This window comes from Salinisphaera sp. SPP-AMP-43 (assembly GCF_049568105.1).
In the GTDB taxonomy this organism is placed as follows: Bacteria; Pseudomonadota; Gammaproteobacteria; order Nevskiales; family Salinisphaeraceae; genus Salinisphaera.
The window spans coordinates 850685-870876 of record NZ_CP145335.1; the positions used below are offsets into that span (position 1 = coordinate 850685).

Below are 20192 nucleotides of genomic sequence, written 5' to 3' on the forward strand. Positions count from 1 at the left end.
ATTTCGAACCTGCGGTTCGGCCCGGTGCGCGCCCGCCCCCATACTCGGCCGATTGGGCGCCCACGACAAACCCGCTGTAGCTGCGCGGGCCGAGCGGACATAGAGTCCGCCAGTATTTCGGGACGGTTGCGGGGCCGCTGCGACTGAACTGTTTTCTCAGCGGGCGCAGACCAGTGTCTCGCCGCTGATGGCGCGAATCATACGCCATCATACAAGCCAAGAATCGCCAGACCTAAACTGCTGAAATCCGGTAAGGATACCGTTTGCGCTCACTGGCTCTCGAAGGCGGGCCACTCGGGGCAGCCGACTCGATAGGCCCCGGGGCCGTTCGATCAGTTATAGGCATGTTCTGGTCGGGTACGTGACGAGGTCGTCGGAAGCCAGACATGCGACCAGAGGCGCCCGTCATCATCGATATAGGCCGCCAGCAGATTGAGCTTGTCCAGCCCGCGCAGTTTGTGCACCAGATCTTCGGCGGGGCGGTCGAGCAGGTTCGCAGCCTGTTCGAGCGCGGGCACATTCGGGGTATCGTCGCTAGGGCGGATGAATGCGCCACGCAGAGTCGCCAGGAACTGCTGGATCACATGCTGGGTACTGCGGATCCGATCGACCACCGGCTGCGGGAGCCGCTGATCACGCATCAGTGCAAGCTCCAGGGCCAGATCCAGTCGCACCAGCGCCAGTGGCAGGGCCGTCACCGAGGTCGCACTATGGAAGTAATGCAGGATCGGGTAGGCCAGATGCTTCTGGCTAGAGCCGGCGATCATGCTTTCGAAGCCGTCGAGATGGCTGGCCAGGCTATCGAAGTCGCCATTGCCGAACCCGGTTTGCAGAATCTCCTCGGGCGAGGCGCCCATGGCATGGATACACAGCGCGAGCTGGCGTTTTTCGGTGGCCGCGGACACGATCGGCAGCGCATAGGTGATCGACAGCGTGAACAGCAGGAGCCCGTTGGCCCCGGCGATCGTGGCCAGCAGCCGCCAGCCGGGGCCGCCGGGCACCATATCGCCGTAACCTACGGTGGTCAGGGTATAGCCGATGAAATACACACGATCGATCGTATCGGCCGGCATATGAGTCGTGGAATTGACGACCGCTGAAGCACTCGAGCAGAACACCAGCAGCCAGCCGGCCCAGGCCAGCAGAATCCAGGCCAGAATCAGCATCAAGGTCAAGGTCGGGCCGCCGCCGCCGAGCAGCGTATGGCTTGGAGATAGCCGGTGGATGCGAAGCAGCACCCGCCAGAGGCCCGATGTCAGGCGATTGGTAATCGGGCCCGAACTGGAGGCCGACAGGGTGGTGCGGGTGGCGTCGTAGCCGAGCAGCAACAGCAGCACGACGCCGCTCCAAAACAACAGATGGGATGACAGCATGGTCTCGAAGAGCGTCTAAAGAAGACGCGACAACATAGTGGCTTTTCCGGACGCTGCAATCGGGGCGATCGCCTAGGCTAGGGCAGTACAGCGTTAAGTGGGTTGTGGCGTGCTATCTATCGGTTTGTGATCGACAAATTGCGGCCAGGCCGCGCTGTTTCGAATCCGCAAAGGAGATTTGCGATGAGCCAGGATCACGGTAAGTCGGTCAAAAACGACGACCAGTACGAAGCCTTGCGCGAACAGGGGGCCAGCAAGGAAAAAGCCGCCCGGATCGCTAATGCCGATAACCCCGGCCAGAAGGGCGGTCAATCCGATCCTTATGAAGATTGGACCTACGAGCAGCTCTACGATAAGGCCCAGGAGATCGGCATCGAAGAACGCTCGAAAATGGACAAGGCCGAACTCAAGCGTGCCTTGCGATCCCACTAGCCGGTTATCGCCGCCCGGCAAGACAGGTGCCGGGGCGGCGGCGCTAATGCGATCAAGACTGGGAGCGACTGTCCTCGCGGGCGACGGGGAGCTCTTCGGCGTGGCGTTCCGATAGGAAAGCGCTGATATGATCCAGCTCTTCGATGTGTTCGCAGATGGTTCGGATCGCCACCAGCAGCGGGACCGCCACGATCATGCCGACCGCCGACCATAGCCAGGCCCAGAACGATACCGCCAGAAATACCACCACCGTATTCAGACGCAGGCTGCGGCCGACGAAATAAGGGGTAATCAGCTGCCCCTCGATCGTGGTCAGCATGAGATAGGTCCCGGCCACGATCAGCGGCCAGCCATACCAGTCGAAGCTCAACAAGGCGATCGCGCCGGCGACCACCACCCCGAACAGCGCGCCGACATAGGGCACGAAGTTCAATAAAAAGGCTGCTGCGCCGAACATCAGCGGGCTGGGCATGCCATAGGCGAACATCGCGCAGCCGACGGCGACACCGAGGCCAAAATTGATCAGCGTGATGGTAAACAGATAGCGCGACAGCTTACGCTCGGCGTTGTAGACGATTCGTACTGCCCGGCGCTTGTCGCGAAAAGTCGGCATCACATGCACGAGCTTTTCGTAGAACATATCGCCCGATGCCATCAGAAAAAACAGCAGTACGAAGGTGAATAACAGTTGTGCCACCAGACTGGGGGCGAGTAGCGCCATCTGGGTCGGCATCGATTGGCCTTTTTCGACCTCCACGGTCTGCTCCTGACCGCCGCTGCCGTTGGTCATCGACTGCAGTTTCTTATTGGCCTGGAAGACCTCATTGATCGACTGCGATATGCCGTTGAGCTCGCGTTCGACGTGGCGTTCGATACGCGGTGCGTTTTCGACCCAGTTGCTTACCGGCATGGCCAGGGCCGCAACCATGCCCAAAAAGCCGAAGATCAGCAGTACGACAATCAACAGCGACGAGAGCCAACTACTGATACCGCAGCGTTCGAGCGCTCGGCGTACCGGTGCGAACACCATCGACAACAAAAAGCCGAGTACCACCGGCACCAGGAATGCCTTGGCTTCGCTCAGCGCAAAGATCGAGGCATAGAAAAACAGCCCGATACCGGCCCAGCGCGGTACGCGGCGGGCCAGATCGTGGTTATGGGACGAAAACTTAGCCATCACGCAAAACTCACGACTGCGATGGGAAACCTAGAAACAATACGTTGCGACCCTCGTTCGCGCTCAGTATCCGCGAGGTCGACGCATTGGTCGAGTCCGTAATCACGCCTAAGTCGTGGGCCGGTGTGGATCGGCCTGCCCCGGTATCCGGTGGCTGTCTCGGACATCGGCCAGAAGCCGGTCATCGATCGGCTGGTCGGCGCGCAATACCGATACGTCCCCGGTCGTCTCCAGAATGACGGCCCGCACCTGATCACGGTGTGCGACCCCGTGCATCCGTAATTTGGCGTTGAGATCGCTTTCGGTCACCCGGGCAGCGTCCATATTGGCCTGCAACAGCTGCCCGCCAGCCATCAGCAGCAGTGGCTCGTTATCGACCAGGCGCCGGAAATCCGAGCTGGAGCGGCGTCCTAGGGCGACTGCGTACTGCATACCGAACAATACGGCAAGCGCCAATGCGCCGGTTAGCAGTGCTGGATCCTTGGACAGCAAGGTCGAGGCCAGTGTTGACCCGAAGGCCACAGTAATAGCGAAGTCGAAGCTCGACATCTTGGAAAAGCTGCGCAACCCGGCAAGGCGGGTGAACAGCAGCAACGCAGCATAGATGCCAAGCGCGGAGATCAGCATCGAAAATACGGCAGTGCCGTTGGATAATATCCAGTCGGAATCAATCATGGCAGGCTCTTGCAGTCGTTGCGATATGGGGCGTCGGCCGTGGTCGAAGACGTATCCGTCTTAGTCGAGCCGGCCGGCCGTCACCGTCCAGCGACGGTTGCGATAGTGGTGGTCGCGGCGCCAGACCCGGCCGGTTGCAGCCAGAAAACGGGGGTGAATGCCACGCGTAGTCTGGGCGCGATCGGTAAAATCGATATGGTGATGCGCCAGTATCAGCCGCCCGCCTGACACCAGCACGCGGCCGATGTCAGTGGCCAGTCGGGCCAGGGGACGCGGCGCGAGATAATAGAGCAGTTCGGCGATCACTACGGCCTCGTAGCGCGCTCGGGGCAGCGGCCCTGGCAGCATGCAATGATGCGCCCGGGCATGAGTGCGACCGGCCAAGGCCTCGGCGGTCAATCGGACGGCAGCCGGGGCGCCGTCACAGGCATCCAGCGCCAGCGCGCGATCGGCCAGAGCCGTGCTGTTCGAGCCGTTGCCACTGGCCAGTTCCAAAATCCGGGCATGCGGGCCGGGCCCGAGCGCCCGCAGGATGACGCGGCGCTTATTGGCCTCATCGCGCCGCTGCCAGGTGCCCCAGGGATCGCGGCTGGCCGTGAAGTGTGCATTGAAACCGGCCAGATCGATCGGCTGGGTCATAGTCGCGGACTCACGAATCGCTCGACCGGGCGGGTAAAACGCAGTCGTTGTTCCCGGCTGATGCAAAAACCGCTCGGATCGTCGTCGATCAGGCCGGCCTGGGTCCGATGACAGGCTAGGGCGCTACGTTTCATATGCCAGAGACGATCGGATAGCCGCAATGCGTAGCGCGCTGGCGGCCGCGGCTGCCCGGCGATCGGCCAAACCACATAGGCCAGACGCTGTGGGCAGCGGGGCCAGATCGCCGCTCCGGCCCGGGCGACGCAGCGATGGTCTGGGTGATCGTCGATAGCCGACGGCAGTACCAGCAGATCCGGCGTCGGCCCGCGGCCCAGGTCGCGGGCCAGCGCCTGGCGCTGAGCGCGCCCGTACTCGCCCAGACTGCCGTCGGCGTGCCCCAGGAATCGTACCTGGTGGGGGGACACACCGGCCCGCGCCATGCCGGCGCGGCTCTCGACACGTCGGACTTCGGCCAGCCGCGCCGGGGGGAAGCGCGCGCTGTGGCGATGCGAGGCTGCACCATCGGTGGCTACGATCACGGTTACGACCGTGCCCTGTTCGCGCAGGCGTCGGATCAGACCGAAGGCAGCGATCAGTTCGTCGTCCGGATGCGGGGCGACGATCACGGCGCGTCGAATCCCGCCGAGTTCGAGCGTATTCATAGACCTGGCTCCAGGTCGCCGGCCACCGCGGCGTCAGCTACCGCCATGCGCTGAGCATCGGGGCCGGGCTGGCGTAGATAGACCATCAGATCGGTCAGCACCCGCGACAGCGGATGAGTGTTGAAAAGCGCGGCCACGCCCACCGACTGCTGGGCCAGCATGATCGCTTCCTCGGCCAGATCGTAGACCGCGCTCCGGGCATGGGCAACCTGGGCGGCGACTTGCGATTCGTGGCCTGAAAACAGCGGCTCGGCGCTATCGCGACAGATCGCGGCCGCGCTCTGGGCCAGAGTGAACAGCCGAGCCAGGCGGCGCCGTTGATGGGGATCGGTTGCGCGTTGTGCGGCCTTGAGATGGGCCCGTACTTCGTCGAACACGGCGGCGATACCGCCGGCTTGAACCGCCACGAATCGTAATGCACCGGTCGCGAACCAGGGCAAGCGTTCGTAGTCGCCGGGTCCGCCGATGGGCTGGAATCGCTCGATCGGCACGTCATGCCAGTAAACCCGGTGGGTTTCCGAGGCACGCATACCGACGATATCCCACCAGCCGGTCTCGACACAGGGCGGCGTGGCCTGCAGATCGGCCAGCAGCAGCTGCATGCGGCCGGTCTCGCCGGCGTTCAGAGTGATCAGGGCATGACTGAGCACGCCGGCGCCAGAGGCAAAGGCCTTGCCGCCGTGTATATGTTCGTCCTGGCAGGTCAGCGCTCGATCGAGCCACGGCGCGTTCCAGACCCCGAAACTGGCCCGGCCCGCAACGGCGTCGCGGCGCAGCGTTGCAGCCAGATCGGCCGGGCCGTAGCGGTCGATGATCTGGAGGGCATCGACGTGGCCTTCGAACAGACGGCCGACGGCGAGATCGAAACGCCCGGCCCGATACAGCTGGCGCAGCAGCGCGACCAGCGCCTGTGGGTCGGTCGGGTCGGTGAGCTGGGTGTGGGCGCTCAACCGAGCGATCGCTGCCTGCAGGAATTCGGTATTGGTCGATTCTCGGCGTTCTAGGTTTTCCAGCGACGGGATGTCATACACCATGATCGATACTCATTTCATACTCGGCTAGCACGCATTCCAGGGCATGCTCTGCAGCGGCGAGTTCGAGCTGACGCGGTACGGGATCGTGGTCGGCGAGTTCCAGCGTAAAGGCATCGGCGCTCGGTGTATTGCGGACCCGGTTGAGCAGCTCGCTCGTCGACCGGCCCGATGCCTGGGCCAGGGCGGCCAGCGTCGTTGTGTTCCTGGGGTCGACAAAGAACTGGCGCGCCAGGGCCGAGCGGCGATAACGGGCAAGCGCATCGAGTGGATGTGTCACCCGTACCGCGGTGTGATCGGCTGCCTGGCGGCGTAATTCATCAGCCAGCCCGCCACGGGCTCGGCCAGTCAACCGCGATGCCGTGGTCACGCATACTCGGCGGTCGCGTCGCAGGCGATAGCCGCCACGCCGGGCCGCATCGGCCAGGGCCGTGTCTTCAGCTGCGGCCAGCGTCTGGAAGCCGCCGAGGGCGCGATAGACCTCGGCTCGAAAACCCAGGCTGGCGCCGCCGAGGCTCGGGTGCCCCGGCGGCGGTTCGTAATCGATCGGGTCGACCCCGCGTTCGAGCCGATAGAGATTATCGAGATAGCGTTCGAGCCGATCGCGGGCCGGCCGAACCGGGTAGGCTTCGCGGCGGATATGCCCGGCAACGACATCTACCTCGCTCAAGGCGCGGCGGTTGGCAGCGATCCAGTCGGGCGCCGGCACGCTGTCGGCATCGGTGCTCAATACCAGGGCCGTAGAACCAGTGCCCAAGATATCCAGGCCCAGCGTCATGGCTGCGCGTCGAGCCCGCCCAGCATTGGCTTGCGGCAGCCGGGCAATCGTACGACAGCTCAGCGATAGACCGGCCGCGCCGGCCAGGTCCTGTGCCTGGCGCTGTAGCCCAGGCTGATCGCCGTCGAACAACAGGCAGACATCGTAATCTTTGGCTTCGATCTGGCCGGCCAGTGCCAACAGCAACGTGGGCAGGCGTTCGGCTTCATCGCGTACAGGCACGCACACCGCGGTGGGCACCGTGACCAAGTCTTGGTCGATGTGCTGATTGGCGGGATCGGCGATCAAATCACTCATGGGCATACCGCGGGGCCCGGCGCGCCGCCTGCCGAGCCGGTTCAACACCATTAAGCGATATCCAAGCGTTCAAGACCAGGCTGTAGAGGCCGTACTGCCTCGGCTTGCCGTCATCCATCAGTTGGAGCGACCGTTGCAAACGAGGCCTCAAGGCTAACCACCGGGCCGTCGAAGGGGGATAGGGATGATTCCCTGGAGACTACAGCGCCGGCCCGCCCAGGGCAGGCCGGCCCGCGGTCTCGAATACAGACGAAATGAAGACTACATCTATTCTTTTTGGGCACCCGAGCCTGGTCGGGCGTCGCCCAGCGACGGTTCCTGCCCGGCTGATTCGAGGCCTGCTTTATCGAAAACGTGCTGTGCCCGTCCAGCGACGGCCCCTTGGCTCCAGCGGCCTTCTGGGGCCTGCTTATCGAGCAGCATGTTCAGATAACAATAGGAATCGGCCTTGGCTTCGCGATCCTTGGGAGTCGAGTTCGGAATCGGCAGCTGCTCTTTCTGGCCGCCCAATTCTTCCACGATCGCCAGCCACTGCTGTTGGTGATAAGTGTCGCGGGCAATCAGGAACGATAGAAAATCCTTCATGCCGTGGTCGTCGGTCCAGTTGTACCGCCGCGAGGCGAGCACACGGCTGCCGGCTTCGGCAGCGACGTTGGCCATCATGTCGGCGCCGATGTTGCCCGTGGCATAGATATGGCGCATGTCGAATGGCACGCCGTTGGCGTTGACGGGCCTAGCCGATAGGCCCGACGCCAGCACATGCCCCTGGGTTGGCGCCGCCCAGGATGGCTTTCATCACCGGATCCTTGGCGGCTTCTTTTGCGAGGGAGACCGGCGCGCCTTCGAGGTTGAGGGCAACGGCATGCCCCGAGTCTCTCGATATGCGAAAGCTCTTCGGTGGCGGTCGGCATCAGCACATCGCGGATCCGGTCGTCGCCGCGGGCGCCCATGGCCTGAAAGACATATTGCAGGCGACCTGGATTTCGCCTTCGATGCCACCGATCGCCTGCTACAGCAGTTTGGCGAACTGCGGATCGGGTTGGTCGCCCGTGACCGGATACTGGAGTTTCGAAGAATGACGGAATATAGCGGGGCTCTCGATGGGGTCACGAATGGCAGGTGCGCCGGCCCTGGTGACATGGCCGGGCCATAAAAAGTACTCGCAACCGCTCAGCCGGCCGAGGCTTGAATATCGCTGCGGCGGCCGAGCGGGTGAGACCTGCAGGTAATACAGATGGCGTTAGGGATTGGTGTCACAGCCTGGGCGCTATCGGTGTCGGTCCTGCTGGACTCCGTGATGAACTAGACCGCTACTGTCCGTGCGGGCTCGTCCGGGCACTATCCGGTCGGTTCCCGGCTGGTTTATACATAGGCCACCCGGCTGGCGAGTGGAGCGCCAGACATACCCGTCGGGTGCAATCGGAAAAACCAGTTTTCAACCTCAGTTAAACCCCCAAAGACAAATCTCAGGCCAATGATCAGGGCCCGTCCGCGGCCCCGTAACCCGTTCAAAGCGGCAGGGCAGATCAGATGAATGTCGGCCGCTGCACCCGGGCCGTTGGGCTTGCCGCCGGCGACAGAGCGCGTTCGTGCCACGTATTCGTTGCGTCGGGCCCTAGGTATATTTCTATAGTTCGCTGGAAATGGTCCGGATGTCCAAGGTCACCGGCAGCGGCTAATTTCGGCGACCTATGACTGATGTGAGCGTTTTTTCTGGATCACGCCGGTCGTTTCCGAGCGGCTCTGCGGCAGATAGGCAGCATAGAGTGGTCGCCCGAACGCACCCGAGCCGTTTCGCAGCGGGACCGGTCCAGCCAAGCAAGCCATCGATTGCCTGGGTGGAGTCCTAGCGCGATGTACATCATGCATATTGCGTTGCAGGGCTGTGTGCGGGCCGGGGCGATCGAATACGGTGTGACTTCCGATACTGGCGGCCATATCCAGTACCTGATGCAGCTGGTTGCGGCCTCGGCAGCCGACCCGGCGGTCGAGCGGATTGATATCGTCACCCGGGCCTTCGATGCCCCGTTTTCCGAGCACGACTATCGGCGCTCGTTGGAAATCATCAATGCCAAAACCCGGCTGATCCGGTTGCCGACGGCCGAGCCCGGCTATCTCGACAAGCAAGCCTTGCATACCGAGCTCGACAGTTTTGCCAGCGCTCTGAACGACGCCATCGAAACCAGTGCATGCCGCCCTGATGTGATCCATGCCCACTATGCGGATGCCGCCGAAGTGGCCGCGAACGTCGAGGCCCGGCACGGCATTCCATTTGTATTCACGGCCCATTCCCTGGGCCGGGTCAAGCGCGCCTGTGCCGGTGCCGGGCCAGAGGATCCGGCACTGGCGCGACGTATCGATTTCGAAGAACGGGCCCTGCAGCGCGCTCGGCTATTGTTCGCCAGCTCCCGCGATGAGGCCGAACTGCAATACGCCGGTTATGAGCACTACGATCCGGGCCGGATTCGTATCGTCCGGCCCGGCATCGATAGTCAGGCGTTTGTCGATGCCGAATCGGATGCACAGGTGCATGCCGATCTGGCGCGTTTTCTGGACACACCGGACAAGCCAGCGATCCTGGCGATCGCGCGGCCGGTCACGCGTAAGAATCTGGTAGGCCTGGTGGCGGCCTATGGGTGTTGTCCAGCGTTGCAGGCCAAGGCCAATCTGGTGATCGTCGCCGGTACCCGCCAGCGGATCGCCGATATGGAGCCCGAGTTGGCGGCGAACATGCGAGCGCTGCTCGAGGCCATCGACGATTACGATCTGCATGGCCGCGTGGCCTACCCGAAACAGCACTGTGCCGAGGACGTGCCGGCCATTTATGGCTGGGCGCGCGAGCGCGGCGGCGTGTTCGTCAATCCGGCCCTCAACGAGCCGTTCGGGCTGACCCTGCTGGAAGCTGCCGCCGCCGGGCTGCCGGTGATCGCCACCGACAGTGGTGGGCCGAACGATATCGTGTCTTATTGCGATAACGGCGAACTGGTCGCACCCACCGATGGGCCCGGTCTGACCCGGGCCATCGAAGGCGTACTCGACGACCGGCTGCGCTGGCAGCGGTTGTCCGACAATGGTCGGCGTGCGGTGGCCGACTACGACTGGCGCGAGCATGCGCGTCGCTATCATGCCTTGTTGCAGGCTCTGGATCGGCCGCCGACACGATCGGCTTTGCCGGCACAGACGCGGCTACTGGTCTGCGATATCGACGGCACGCTGGTGGGTTGCCGCACCGGCGTACGGCATTTCAATGCCTGGCAGACGAGTCAGGACGATGTCATGTTCGCGATTGCGACCGGGCGCAGCTTTCATAGCGCGCTCGCCGTGCTCGAGCAGGCCGGCATCGGCCGGCCGCGTTGTCTGATCGCTTCCGTTGGCAGCGAGATCTATGTTCTAAACGCCGACGGCATGACTTACTGCCGCGATACACAGTGGGCGCGCTGGCTGGCCGCAGACTGGGCGCCCGAGGCGATTGGTGACGCTATGCAGGCGGTGATGCAGGAGTGGCCGGGTCTGATGGCCCAGGCGCCGCTGGAGCAGCGCCGCTTCAAACTGAGCTATCAGATCGAGGCAACGCCGGAGATTCGATCCTGGTTACAGCAGCATCTGGACGAGCGCGGTTTGTCGGCGTCGGTGATCTATAGCCACGATCGCTATTTGGATATTCTGCCCGGGCGGGCGTCGAAAGGCCGCGCAGTGGATTATCTACGCAATCAATACGGGCTGGCAGCCGGCGACGTCGTGGTCGCCGGTGATTCCGGCAACGATCTGGACATGCTGCGCCGGGCCCGTTTTTCGATTATCGTTGGCAATGGCCACCCGGAACTGTTTGACCAGCCCGGCCTGGCTCATGCCTACCGTGCCCGTGCCGGCCATGGTCAAGGCGTGGTCGAGGGCATGCAATATTTTCTGGGACGTCCACGGTCAGCCTCATGAAAATCAGTGTTATCACCCTGGTTCGCGGGCGACACCGGCATCTAGTCAATCTTGTTCAGGGGCTCAATGCCCAGCAATATCGACCGGATGAGTTGGTCATCGCCTGGATGCAGACGCCGAGTTCGGCGCCGCTGCCGGAGACCAATTTTCCCGTGCGCCATATCCAGGTTGACGGCGAGGCACTGCCGCTGGCGCGGGCACGCAACCAAGGGGCTGCCGCGGCTCAGTATCCGGGGCTGGTGTTCCTGGACGTCGACTGTATTCCATCGCCGCCGTTTCTACACCGTTATCGGCATGCGCTGCGCACCGGATCCGGGCTGTATATGGGCGATGTCGTCTATCTGCCTGCCGGGGCGGTCGAAGCCGATGCCCAAGGGGCGATCGATTACAAGGCGCTTGATGCCCGCGCTGTTCGGCATCCGGCCCGGCCGTATCCGCCCCGCGGCGGGCTGCGCTGGGAGCCGGATCACGGCCAGTTCTGGGGCTTGTCGTTTGCGCTACGAGCGGCCGATCACGATCGCGTGCGAGGCATGGACGAGTCGTTCATCGGCTACGGCGGCGAAGACACCGACTACGCCTGGCGGCTGGCCGCGGCCGGCATCGAGGCCTACTGGGTTGGCAACGCTCGGGCCTGGCATCAGCATCATACGATCCACTATCCGCCGCTGGCGCATTTCGATGCGATCATCGCCAATGCGCGCCGTTTCAAGGCACGCTGGCAGCGCTGGTGCATGGATTACTGGCTGGCGGCCTTCGCCGAAGCCGGATTGATCGACTGGTCGCCGAACGCCGACGATATCATCGTCTATCGCCAGCCGACCGAAGTCGAAATACGCGAAGCCCGGCTGCCGCCGCAGGCCTGTTTCGGCTAGCCGATCTGGTCCGGTATCGGGCCAGCATCCGAGCCAACGGCCAAGCGCCGGCTGCCGAGGTCGATGACGGCTTCCTGCGGTCGGGCTAGGGTAGCGCCGCTATCCCATAGCCGATCGGTGGTGGCTTCCAGCCAGCCGGCGGCGTGCTCGGCGGCGCTAGGGTCGTGCAGCGGCTGCAGCCGGGCGACATCGAGTTGCCGCGCCTGTTCTAGAATCGCCTGCCATCCGACCAGATCGCCGGGCTGACGCTCGACATGCAGTGCAGCGCCAACGGCCGCCAGGCGTTCAGCCTTGGCGCTCTGTTCGTCGAAATAGCGCCATTCCGGAATACAGACATACGGTCGGCCCACCTTGGCGATCTCGGTGACCATATTGTCGCCGGCCGAGGCGACCACGATATCGGCGGCGGCGATGTACTCGGCGGTATGTTCGACCCAACCGTGGTTGACCAGATTCGCAAAATCGGTCTCGTGACCTTCGCGGTGCAAACGCCCGACCGTCACGAACAAGGTTTCCGGCGCCGCCCTGGCGGCCACCGTCAGCGGTGCATAGGCCAGACCGTGCCCGCCGCCGCCAGCCATGGCCAGCACGATCTCGGCATCGTCCGGCAGGCCGAGCCGGCGGCGGGCTTCGGCCTTGGCCGGCGGCACCGCCTCATGCGTGCACAGCCCGCCGGTATAGAAAGTCTTGGCGCGTAACCGATCCGGATAGTCGGGCTGCTCGAGCGCGGCATCGAAAGGCGCAAGCATGCCGGTACAGGCGGCATAGGCGGCTTGGTGGCCAGGGTCGTTGCGGCTGCCGTGCATGCGCACTTTGACCGCCGGTACGCTGGCGATACGGGCCAGCTGGGCCAGTTCGGCCGAGACATCGATCGCGAACAATCCGACGTTGCGATCATCCAGATGATCGAGGATTCGGCGCATGGTCACACGCATCTCACGCAGGCCCAGCGGTACGCAATGCATCGTCTCGGGCGTGGCGTGGGCATGCAGCGCGGCGGTCGGCACGCGGGCGCCGATCATGTTCGGCAGTTCGATCAGTTCGATATCGCGCTGGAAACCGTCGAACAGGCTCGGGTCGGCAGTGGCCACGCTGACCGGCCGATCGGCTGCCATGCGAGAGACGATCGCCCGGGTGCGCGCCGCATGTCCGCGCCCTTGGTGATGAACGAAAAAACAGATCGGTCGTTTCAAAAAAAAATCTCCTCGGGGCGGGTTATCGTCGCGGCTCACAGGGCTGGGGATCAGTCGTGGCTGGCACAGTGGCCGCAGCAATAGGTCTGACCGTCACGATCAACTCCGTGACCGATCACCTAGCAGCCACAGGTCGGGCAGCTCGGGCCAGGGCATGGATCGCGCATTGGAAGGTATCGAACTGATGGCGCTCGCCGTTTACGACCACTTCGAATACGGGCTCGTACGCGTGACCGCAGTTCGGCATCAAGATCTCCTGTGGTCGGCGGGCGACGTATGCAGGCGTCGCCGAATAGATAATCGGCGCACCGTGCCTGTGCGGCATGGAATCGAAACCGAATCGCGCAGGGCATATGTGTCAGCATCGACGATCGGCTGGACAGCGCCCATCCGGAACACGCCGTGTCCGGGCTAGGGGTTTTCCAGCGACGGCCCGGTTGAAAGACTGACGCAGGGCCTATCCGTCGGGGGATCTATGTGCTTTTCCGGATCAATACATCGGTCGCCGTGCGCCACCATGACCGTATAGCGAGACAGCACCCTCAACGGATAGGACTATGGGCTCGGTTGCAACGCGGGTAGTGATCGTCGGCGGTGGCGCGGGCGGCCTGGAGCTGGCTGTCCGGCTGGCTCGACAAAGCGATTTACGGATTTTTCTCATCGACTCGGCTGCGACCCATATATGGAAGCCACGGCTGCATGAACTGGCTGCCGGCGCCCGGCGATCCCGGGTCGACGAAGTGGAATACGCCACGCTGGCCGAACGCTGGGGGTTCGTATTCGTTCAGAGCGCGTTGCGCGAGATCGATGCAGAGGCCCATCGGATTCGGCTCGGGCCAGTGGATGATGCCAGCGGCACGGCCGTGGTCGAGCAGCGCGATATGGCATACGACGTGCTCGTGTTGGCCACCGGCGGGGTCACGCCGGACCTCGGAGTGGACGGCGTGACCGAGCATGCATTCGTACTGGATCGGGCCGAAGACGCCGAGGCATTGTTCAGCCGGCTGTCGATGGCGGCCCTAGAGGCCACGGTCGACCCGGGGAACTCGGCGTTGCAGGTCGTGATCGTCGGCACCGGACTGACCGGCGTCGAACTCGCGGCCTATCTGGCCACCGACGCACGCCCGGCCGCGGTCGCGCCGCGCAACGCCCGCGGCCCGATCCGGGTCACCTTGGTCGAAGCCGCCAACCAGTTCATGCCGGCCATGGGCGAACAGGAGCGGGCTGCCGTACGCGATCGGCTAACCCAGGCCGGGGTGACCATTCGTACCGGCTGTTCGATCGAACGGGTGGCCGACGATCACGTCGAGACCGGCGACGGCGAACGGCTCGACGCTCAGGTTACGGTATGGGCGACCGGTCGGGTCGGTCCACCGATCGCTGAACGGATCACGGCGTTGGAGACCAACGATAAGCGCCAGTGGCGCGTGAACAAAACGCTGCAGACGCTGGCCCGCGACGATATCTTCGCGCTCGGCGACTGTGCCGGCATCGACGGATCGAGTGCGCCACCGACCGCGCAAGCGGCCAGTGAGCAGGCCGCCCATCTGGCTGTCGAGCTGCCGCGCTATTGTGCCGGGAAGCGCCCACGGGCCTTTGAGTATCGGCACAAAGGCACATTGATGTCGCTGGGCGCGGCCGGCACGGTCGGCCGGGTTCGTGGTTATTTCGGTCAGGATCTTCAGATTCGAGGCCGGCTGGCGATGGCAGCCTATCGAGGTCTGGAGCGGCAACATGAGATGGTAATTTTGGGAAAAGCCGCCGCCGGCGCACGACTGGCGGCCGATTGGTTCAAATCGCCCCCCGGGCCCCGGGTGAAAGTTCATTGACAATCCGGCGTGTTGGATGCCCATGCTGCGCACCGGGGTCGGTAATGCGCAATGTCATCGAAAAGCGGACGGAGCGAGTCTAGGAATGCTATGTCGGATTCCGCACCACAATCGCTGATCGCGGTCATCGACGACGACACCGCGTTTGCCATGTCTATGGCTGCACTGCTCAACAGTGATGGCTTCGAAGCCACGCTGTTCGATTCGGCCGAAAGCTTTCTGGCCGACGAGACTGAACGCAGCTATTGCTGTTTACTGATCGACTGGATGCTGCCTGGTATGCGCGGTACTGCGTTGTGCCGCCATTTGGCAGCCCAGGCGGGCCATCCGCCGATGATCTTGATGAGCGGCGCCCGAATCGATGCCGAAGTCCGCCGGAACCAACTGGCGCCGGAGGTCGAATTCATGGAAAAACCGTTCGATCCCGACTGGCTATTGACCGAAGTGGCGCAGCGGTGTCGACGCCATGCATGAATAGCTAAAGCCAGCTCGAGCCTCGACCGGAGCAGCGGCCGACCTGTTTTGCCTGGGCTGTCGACCCTGGCCGCGCATACGGCAAGCCCGATAACGCGGCATCGAGACCTGGCCCTGGCCGTTGTTCCGAGCCAACCCGGCCCTTGGCGCAGGCTGACCGGGTTTATGGCCGGGCGAACGGCTTGGCCTGCTTAGCCGGCGCTGCGACGGCGCACTGCCGGCCTGGGATCTTACGATTCGGCCCGGTCAGTCCTGAAACAGTCGGTCGAGCTCTTTGGGCAGGGCCTGGCCGAGCTTTTTGACGCGCTCAGCATCGAGCATGTGCGCGACCGTGATCGCCACGGCATAGGTCAGCGCTTCGGCGTGCTCCGGTGGCAACTCGGTGCGCGTACGCACCTTGTCGATGAACGGCCCCAGCTTGATCGATTGGCCGGTGGTATCGGTGCGGCGGGCGCCAGAGCGAATCGCGCGAGCGGCCTCATCGGGCAGGCCGTTGGCGATGTATTCGCCGGCTTCGGCATCTAGATGCTCGGCAATCGCATCCAATGCAATCAGGGTGCATTGCGAAACACGAGCGGCATCCATCTCCGGGACGCTGTTATGAACCGCTGCGGTCAGGCTTTCGGTTTGCATAAGTCGACAGGCAAAGAAGGATTAAAAGCAGGTTGATATAAACCGCCGAGCGAGTGAATGCGGGACTTCCCGTAACGATTCTTCTTTTCGGCGCCAGACCTATTCTACGGGTTTATCCGTAAAGACTGGGCTCGGCCTGGCTGCGCACACTCGATTCATTGCATACAAGGCCCGGGCCGAGCCCGAGGCTGCAAGCCAAGAAGGTGAGATGATGTCGAGATTCGACTGGTTGGATCGCCCCGGTAGCGGCGATTATTCAGCGCGTGATGGGGCGCTCGGTTTCGCCGCCGGCTTGGCCGTGGCCGGTGGTTTCTGGCTGGGGCGTCGTCTGGCCCGAGCGCTCCCAACCGGGCGCGGCCATCCACCCAAGCATCGGATGCTGGATGCCGCGGCCGGGCTCGGCCAACGTAAGCTGCCGCTGGAAGCGATGAATACCTATCTCAACGGCTTTCACATGTATGCCGACGATATGGGGCGCCAGGTCGAAGCCAGCCATTTCTGTATGCATCTGGCGCCGGATCTGCATCAGTGCGTGATCTTCGATTCGAATGCAGCCGACGCCCGTCTGATCGGCATTGAATACATCATCAGCGCTGAGCGCTATGCGCAGTTGCCGGAGGATGAAAAACGCCTCTGGCACAGCCATCATTACGAGATCAAATCGGGCCAGCTGGTCGCGCCCGGTATTCCGGAAATGGCCGAACATGCCTATTTCGAGGATCTGGTCACGACCTACGGTAAGACCTTCCATACCTGGCAGATCGACCGCCACGATTTTCCCTATGGTGCGCCGCAGCTGATGATGGCCTTCACCGAAGATGGCCAGGTCGATCGCGACAAACTCGCCGCGCGGGATCAGCGCTTGGGTGTGGATTCGGACCAACGTCGGGCGAACCGGGCAGACATCCCCATGCCACATGTCCATCCCATGGCCAACAGCTGGCAAAACGGCCAGAGCGTGCAGACCACGCTGGAGACCTGCCCGTTCCATCGAGTCGACGGCCATGACCACGGCTCGACCTAGACGCGACGGGTAGGCCCCGCGGGCGTGATACAGCCAGCCCGCGCCTGCCGTTCAGGCGGCGCGAGGCTCGATTCGTCAACGATCGAAGACACAGCTTATGAGCGAACAACATTTTCCCAAGCAGAGCCAGAATGCACAGCCGGGCGACGAACATGCCATGCGTCCGGAGCCGGAATTCATCAGCTCGAGCTACAAACCGGCGGGCAAACTGGAAGGCAAGCATGCCATCATCAGCGGCGGCGACAGCGGCATCGGGCGGGCGGTAGCGGTCCACTATGCGGCCGAAGGCGCGAATGTTTTGATCACCTATCTCGATGAAGACGAGGACGCCGCCGAAACGGCGCGGCTGATCGAACAGTATGGTGGGCGCTGTGTCTCGATGGCCGGCGACATCGGCGATTCTAGTTTCTGCCAGTCGGTGATCGATCGAGCGATCGATCTCTGGGGTTCGATCAATATCGTGGTCAATAATGCGGCCGAGCAGTACGACTGGAACGATGTCACCCAGATCTCCGACGAACAGCTGGAGCGCACCTTCGCGACCAATATCTACAGCCATTTCTATATGGCGCGTGCCGCGCTGCCGCATATGGGCGAGGGCGATGTGATCATCGCAACGTCCTCGGTCAATGCCTTCAAGGGCAACGACACGCTAATCGATTATTCGGCAACCAAGGGCGCGATTCAGGGCCTGATGCGCTCGCTGGCCCAGAATCTGGTCGGCCAGGGCATCCGTGTGAATGCTGTCGCGCCTGGCCCGGTCTGGACGCCGCTGATTCCGGCGAGCTTCGACGCCGAAAAGACCGCGCACTTCGGCGGCCAGGTACCGATGAACCGGGCTGCCCAGCCCAGCGAGATCGCACCGGCCTATGTTTATCTGGCCTGTCAGGAATCGTCGTTCATGACCGGTCAGACGATCCATCTCAACGGCGGTGTGATCCTCAATACCTGAATGCGCTTGTGTTGAAAACGCCGGGCGGGCACAGGGTTTGTCCGGCGTGCCTTCGCCGTCGAGCCGGATGAGAATGCCGGGCTTTTGCGGCTCGTCGTGGCTCCGGTGCCATCGAGATTGCATTCACGACAGAGGTACGCCTGCGGGCAGAAGCACGAAGCAGAGCAAGGCCGGAGCGCCGATATATCGCCTGTGAACGGCGTTTGTTTCATGCAAGAAGCCGCCGATAACGACAAACCACAGAGCTCTGCGGGGTGGCAAGCCTGGGGCATGTCGCAACGTGGTCGTTCGAGACCTGCGGGTGATGTCAACAGGAACTAACATGAGTTTCGTACGGCTCGGCAACCGGCCTCGGCCAGCCTGCCATCAATGGCGCGCGGCCGTCTTCGACAGTCGGGCGTATGAATCAATTCTCGATGGCCAAGGCCGCGCCTGCCTGGGCGATTGTTGTCTTGAGCCATGCCTGACTTGGTTTACATCAGCCGGCCCAGGCGTTTGATCGTTGTTTTCGAGGCAAAGGCATCAATCCAGGCCGTGGCGGTTACCCGGCCGACAGTGGCCGAGCGGGTCAGGCACCGCCCTAGGGCGTGTTGAGGTTTCGTACAAGCCGCGCCAAGGACTGTTGGTTGCGCGCCACGGCGCCGCGAGTACAGCGGCCGTGGCGCGATGGCCGTGAACGACAACGCGGGATTGTGGCCAAACGGCTCTTGTCCCGAAGGGGTGTGCCCCAAGTCGCGTCGGGCCGCGGCGTTACGCGACTTGGTCGCGGCACGACGCCTGGAATGGGCGGCTCGCGCCTAGCCTGCCACGATCTAGGGCGGTAACGCGGCGCTCGGGCGCAATTTCAACACACCCTAGCAGTCTGGGGGATAACCCTTGCCGGCGTTGTATCCGGTTTCATTGGCCCCAGTATTGGCGATCCGCGGCGGCAATAGGGATGCTCACGGGCTTATCTGCCTTGTTCAACTGATATTCCAAGCCGCCATCGACCCCCACCTTGATTTGCCTTAACCCGAGAATTGACTCCGCTATGTGGGAATTCATGAATAACAACGCCCAGGCGCTGTCGGTCGTGGCCAGTTTCGGCACCATGGCGGTCTGGATTTTCTATGCGCATCTGCTTTGGCAGGGCTTTACTCGCCAGCGACAGGCCCGGTTGTTGATCAACCAGGGCTGGGGCGAGGAAATCAATTCGGTGGCCTTGATCAGTAACATGAGCCACGAGCCGGTCTATATTCAGTGCGTGATTCTGAGCATGCGCACCCATGACGGCCACAAATATCGTAGCTCGGTGACCGATTTCGACGATGCCGAGCCGTGGAATGCGCAGAACGATCCAAGCGAGGTCACGCGTCAGGGGCCGCTCGATACCGGTTCTTATATGAACCTGGGTACTTTTCGAACCCTGATTCGTCAGTCGGTACAGCAGCACGGTCTGATCGAGGACGACAACAATCCGATGTCGGCCATTGGCCTCAAGGACTTCAAAATTACCGTGGTTTGTCACTACGGGCCTTCCGGGCAGGCGATCGGCGTGCAGCGGCGCTTCCTCGTTCATGGCGATGAAAAACAGCAACTGCGTCCGGCCTCGATCTACAGCCGCCGTCTGACCAAGCGCGCCGCTCGCGCGAAAATGGAGCGCTGGCTGACCGAACAGATTTGAGCCGGTCTGCGACATAGGCGCCCGAACGCCGGCCCATGCCACGGTGCTGCTGCCCCAGGCCCGGGCTGTCTTGACCTAGCCCGCGGGGCGCATGTCCATCGCTGTGTTCTGAACGGCCTGTCGGCAACATGGGCGGCACTGGGCCGCCCGTGGCACGTTGGCGCCGTTGTCAACGGACAGCAGGGCGCAGCCAGGCGCGGCTTCCGTGCCGTTATGACGATGTCTGTCGATTCGCTATCATCGAAAGTACGGCATCTATCCGAGCCGATACCGGTCTGCAGCCGGTGATTGGCACGGCCCGAGGCTCCAGCCATGCAGCGATCGATCGATGATTTTCATGCGGGTAGCGATGTATCGGTGCCGAGGCCGCGCATGCGGTGCGACGGCTCGCGCAACGCGCCTGCCGCTGACAATATGGCAGCCGCGGCATGGGTGTGCAGCGCTTGCGACCACGCTTGGCGCCGAAGCTCCTAAGCCATGCCGAGCCATGAGCGCCAACCGGGGGCAAGCCGGCAAGCAAATAGCGAAACGCTGGATCGCCCGCTCGAAGGAGTG

General features: G+C 63.0%; 17 protein-coding genes and 1 pseudogene. 8 read left to right on the forward strand and 10 right to left on the reverse strand.

Annotated elements, in window-relative coordinates:
* Window positions 1–332: 332 nt before the first annotated feature.
* Window positions 333–1373 (reverse strand): potassium channel family protein, encoded by a 1041-nt coding sequence (locus V5738_RS03610; protein ID WP_423823044.1) that lies wholly within the window; start codon window positions 1371–1373, stop codon window positions 333–335.
* 183 nt (window positions 1374–1556) lie between these two features.
* Between V5738_RS03610 and V5738_RS03615 the strand changes: the two genes are divergently transcribed.
* Entirely contained in the window at window positions 1557–1805 is a 249-nt protein-coding gene (locus tag V5738_RS03615; RefSeq protein ID WP_423823045.1) for a DUF7218 family protein, read from the forward strand.
* A gap of 52 nt (window positions 1806–1857) precedes the next feature.
* On the opposite strand, the gene V5738_RS03620 is transcribed toward V5738_RS03615, so the two are convergent.
* The 7 genes and pseudogenes from V5738_RS03620 to V5738_RS03650 all read right to left on the reverse strand — a co-directional run bounded on the left by V5738_RS03620 (window position 1858) and on the right by V5738_RS03650 (window position 8151).
* A complete protein-coding gene (locus V5738_RS03620; protein WP_423823046.1) occupies window positions 1858–2982 on the reverse strand; it encodes an AI-2E family transporter in 1125 nt (374 codons plus the stop codon).
* Between the two features lie 108 nt (window positions 2983–3090).
* Window positions 3091–3657, reverse strand: a complete 567-nt coding sequence (locus tag V5738_RS03625; protein WP_423823047.1) for a DUF421 domain-containing protein — start codon at window positions 3655–3657, stop codon at window positions 3091–3093.
* A gap of 60 nt (window positions 3658–3717) precedes the next feature.
* A complete protein-coding gene (locus V5738_RS03630; RefSeq protein ID WP_423823048.1) occupies window positions 3718–4296 on the reverse strand; it encodes a class I SAM-dependent methyltransferase in 579 nt (192 codons plus the stop codon).
* A complete protein-coding gene (locus V5738_RS03635; RefSeq protein WP_423823049.1) occupies window positions 4293–4958 on the reverse strand; it encodes a PIG-L deacetylase family protein in 666 nt (221 codons plus the stop codon). The genes V5738_RS03630 and V5738_RS03635 overlap by 4 nt, the downstream gene beginning before the upstream one ends.
* Window positions 4955–5992, reverse strand: a complete 1038-nt coding sequence (locus V5738_RS03640) for an acyl-CoA dehydrogenase family protein (RefSeq protein WP_423823050.1) — start codon at window positions 5990–5992, stop codon at window positions 4955–4957. The genes V5738_RS03635 and V5738_RS03640 overlap by 4 nt, the downstream gene beginning before the upstream one ends.
* Complete coding sequence (locus V5738_RS03645; RefSeq protein WP_423823051.1) at window positions 5982–7064, reverse strand: glycosyltransferase; 1083 nt, start codon at window positions 7062–7064, stop codon at window positions 5982–5984. The genes V5738_RS03640 and V5738_RS03645 overlap by 11 nt, the downstream gene beginning before the upstream one ends.
* Before the next feature lie 267 nt (window positions 7065–7331).
* Window positions 7332–8151 (reverse strand): annotated as a pseudogene (locus tag V5738_RS03650) (manganese catalase family protein).
* 767 nt (window positions 8152–8918) lie between these two features.
* Here V5738_RS03650 and V5738_RS03655 point away from each other — a divergent pair.
* Both V5738_RS03655 and V5738_RS03660 read left to right on the forward strand, forming a co-directional pair.
* Window positions 8919–10997 carry an HAD-IIB family hydrolase gene (locus tag V5738_RS03655; RefSeq protein WP_423823052.1) on the forward strand — a complete coding sequence of 693 codons (2079 nt, stop codon included), beginning with the start codon at window positions 8919–8921 and terminating at the stop codon, window positions 10995–10997.
* Window positions 10994–11869, forward strand: a complete 876-nt coding sequence (locus tag V5738_RS03660; protein ID WP_423823054.1) for a glycosyltransferase family 2 protein — start codon at window positions 10994–10996, stop codon at window positions 11867–11869. Before V5738_RS03655 ends, V5738_RS03660 begins: the two co-directional genes overlap by 4 nt.
* On the opposite strand, the gene V5738_RS03665 is transcribed toward V5738_RS03660, so the two are convergent.
* On the reverse strand, window positions 11866–13062 hold the full coding sequence (locus V5738_RS03665; RefSeq protein ID WP_423823055.1) for a glycosyltransferase: 1197 nt from the start codon (window positions 13060–13062) through the stop codon (window positions 11866–11868). The genes V5738_RS03660 and V5738_RS03665 overlap by 4 nt on opposite strands.
* Window positions 13063–13619: 557 nt before the next feature.
* Here V5738_RS03665 and V5738_RS03670 point away from each other — a divergent pair.
* Together V5738_RS03670 and V5738_RS03675 are read left to right on the forward strand one after the other, a co-directional pair.
* A complete protein-coding gene (locus V5738_RS03670) occupies window positions 13620–14891 on the forward strand; it encodes an NAD(P)/FAD-dependent oxidoreductase (RefSeq protein ID WP_423823056.1) in 1272 nt (423 codons plus the stop codon).
* Between the two features lie 90 nt (window positions 14892–14981).
* A complete protein-coding gene (locus V5738_RS03675; protein ID WP_423823057.1) occupies window positions 14982–15365 on the forward strand; it encodes a response regulator transcription factor in 384 nt (127 codons plus the stop codon).
* A 246-nt stretch (window positions 15366–15611) separates the two neighbouring features.
* Here V5738_RS03675 and V5738_RS03680 read toward each other — a convergent pair whose 3' ends face one another.
* On the reverse strand, window positions 15612–15998 hold the full coding sequence (locus V5738_RS03680; protein WP_423823058.1) for a DUF2267 domain-containing protein: 387 nt from the start codon (window positions 15996–15998) through the stop codon (window positions 15612–15614).
* A gap of 211 nt (window positions 15999–16209) precedes the next feature.
* Between V5738_RS03680 and V5738_RS03685 the strand changes: the two genes are divergently transcribed.
* The 3 genes from V5738_RS03685 (at window position 16210) to V5738_RS03695 (ending at window position 19637) form a co-directional block, all read left to right on the forward strand.
* Window positions 16210–17022 (forward strand): OBAP family protein, encoded by an 813-nt coding sequence (locus tag V5738_RS03685; RefSeq protein WP_423824231.1) that lies wholly within the window; start codon window positions 16210–16212, stop codon window positions 17020–17022.
* Between the two features lie 97 nt (window positions 17023–17119).
* Window positions 17120–17974, forward strand: coding sequence for an SDR family oxidoreductase (locus V5738_RS03690; protein WP_423823059.1), 855 nt, complete (start codon window positions 17120–17122; stop codon window positions 17972–17974).
* 1042 nt (window positions 17975–19016) lie between these two features.
* Window positions 19017–19637, forward strand: a complete 621-nt coding sequence (locus V5738_RS03695) for a hypothetical protein (RefSeq protein ID WP_423823060.1) — start codon at window positions 19017–19019, stop codon at window positions 19635–19637.
* The last annotated feature ends 555 nt before the right edge of the window (window positions 19638–20192 follow it).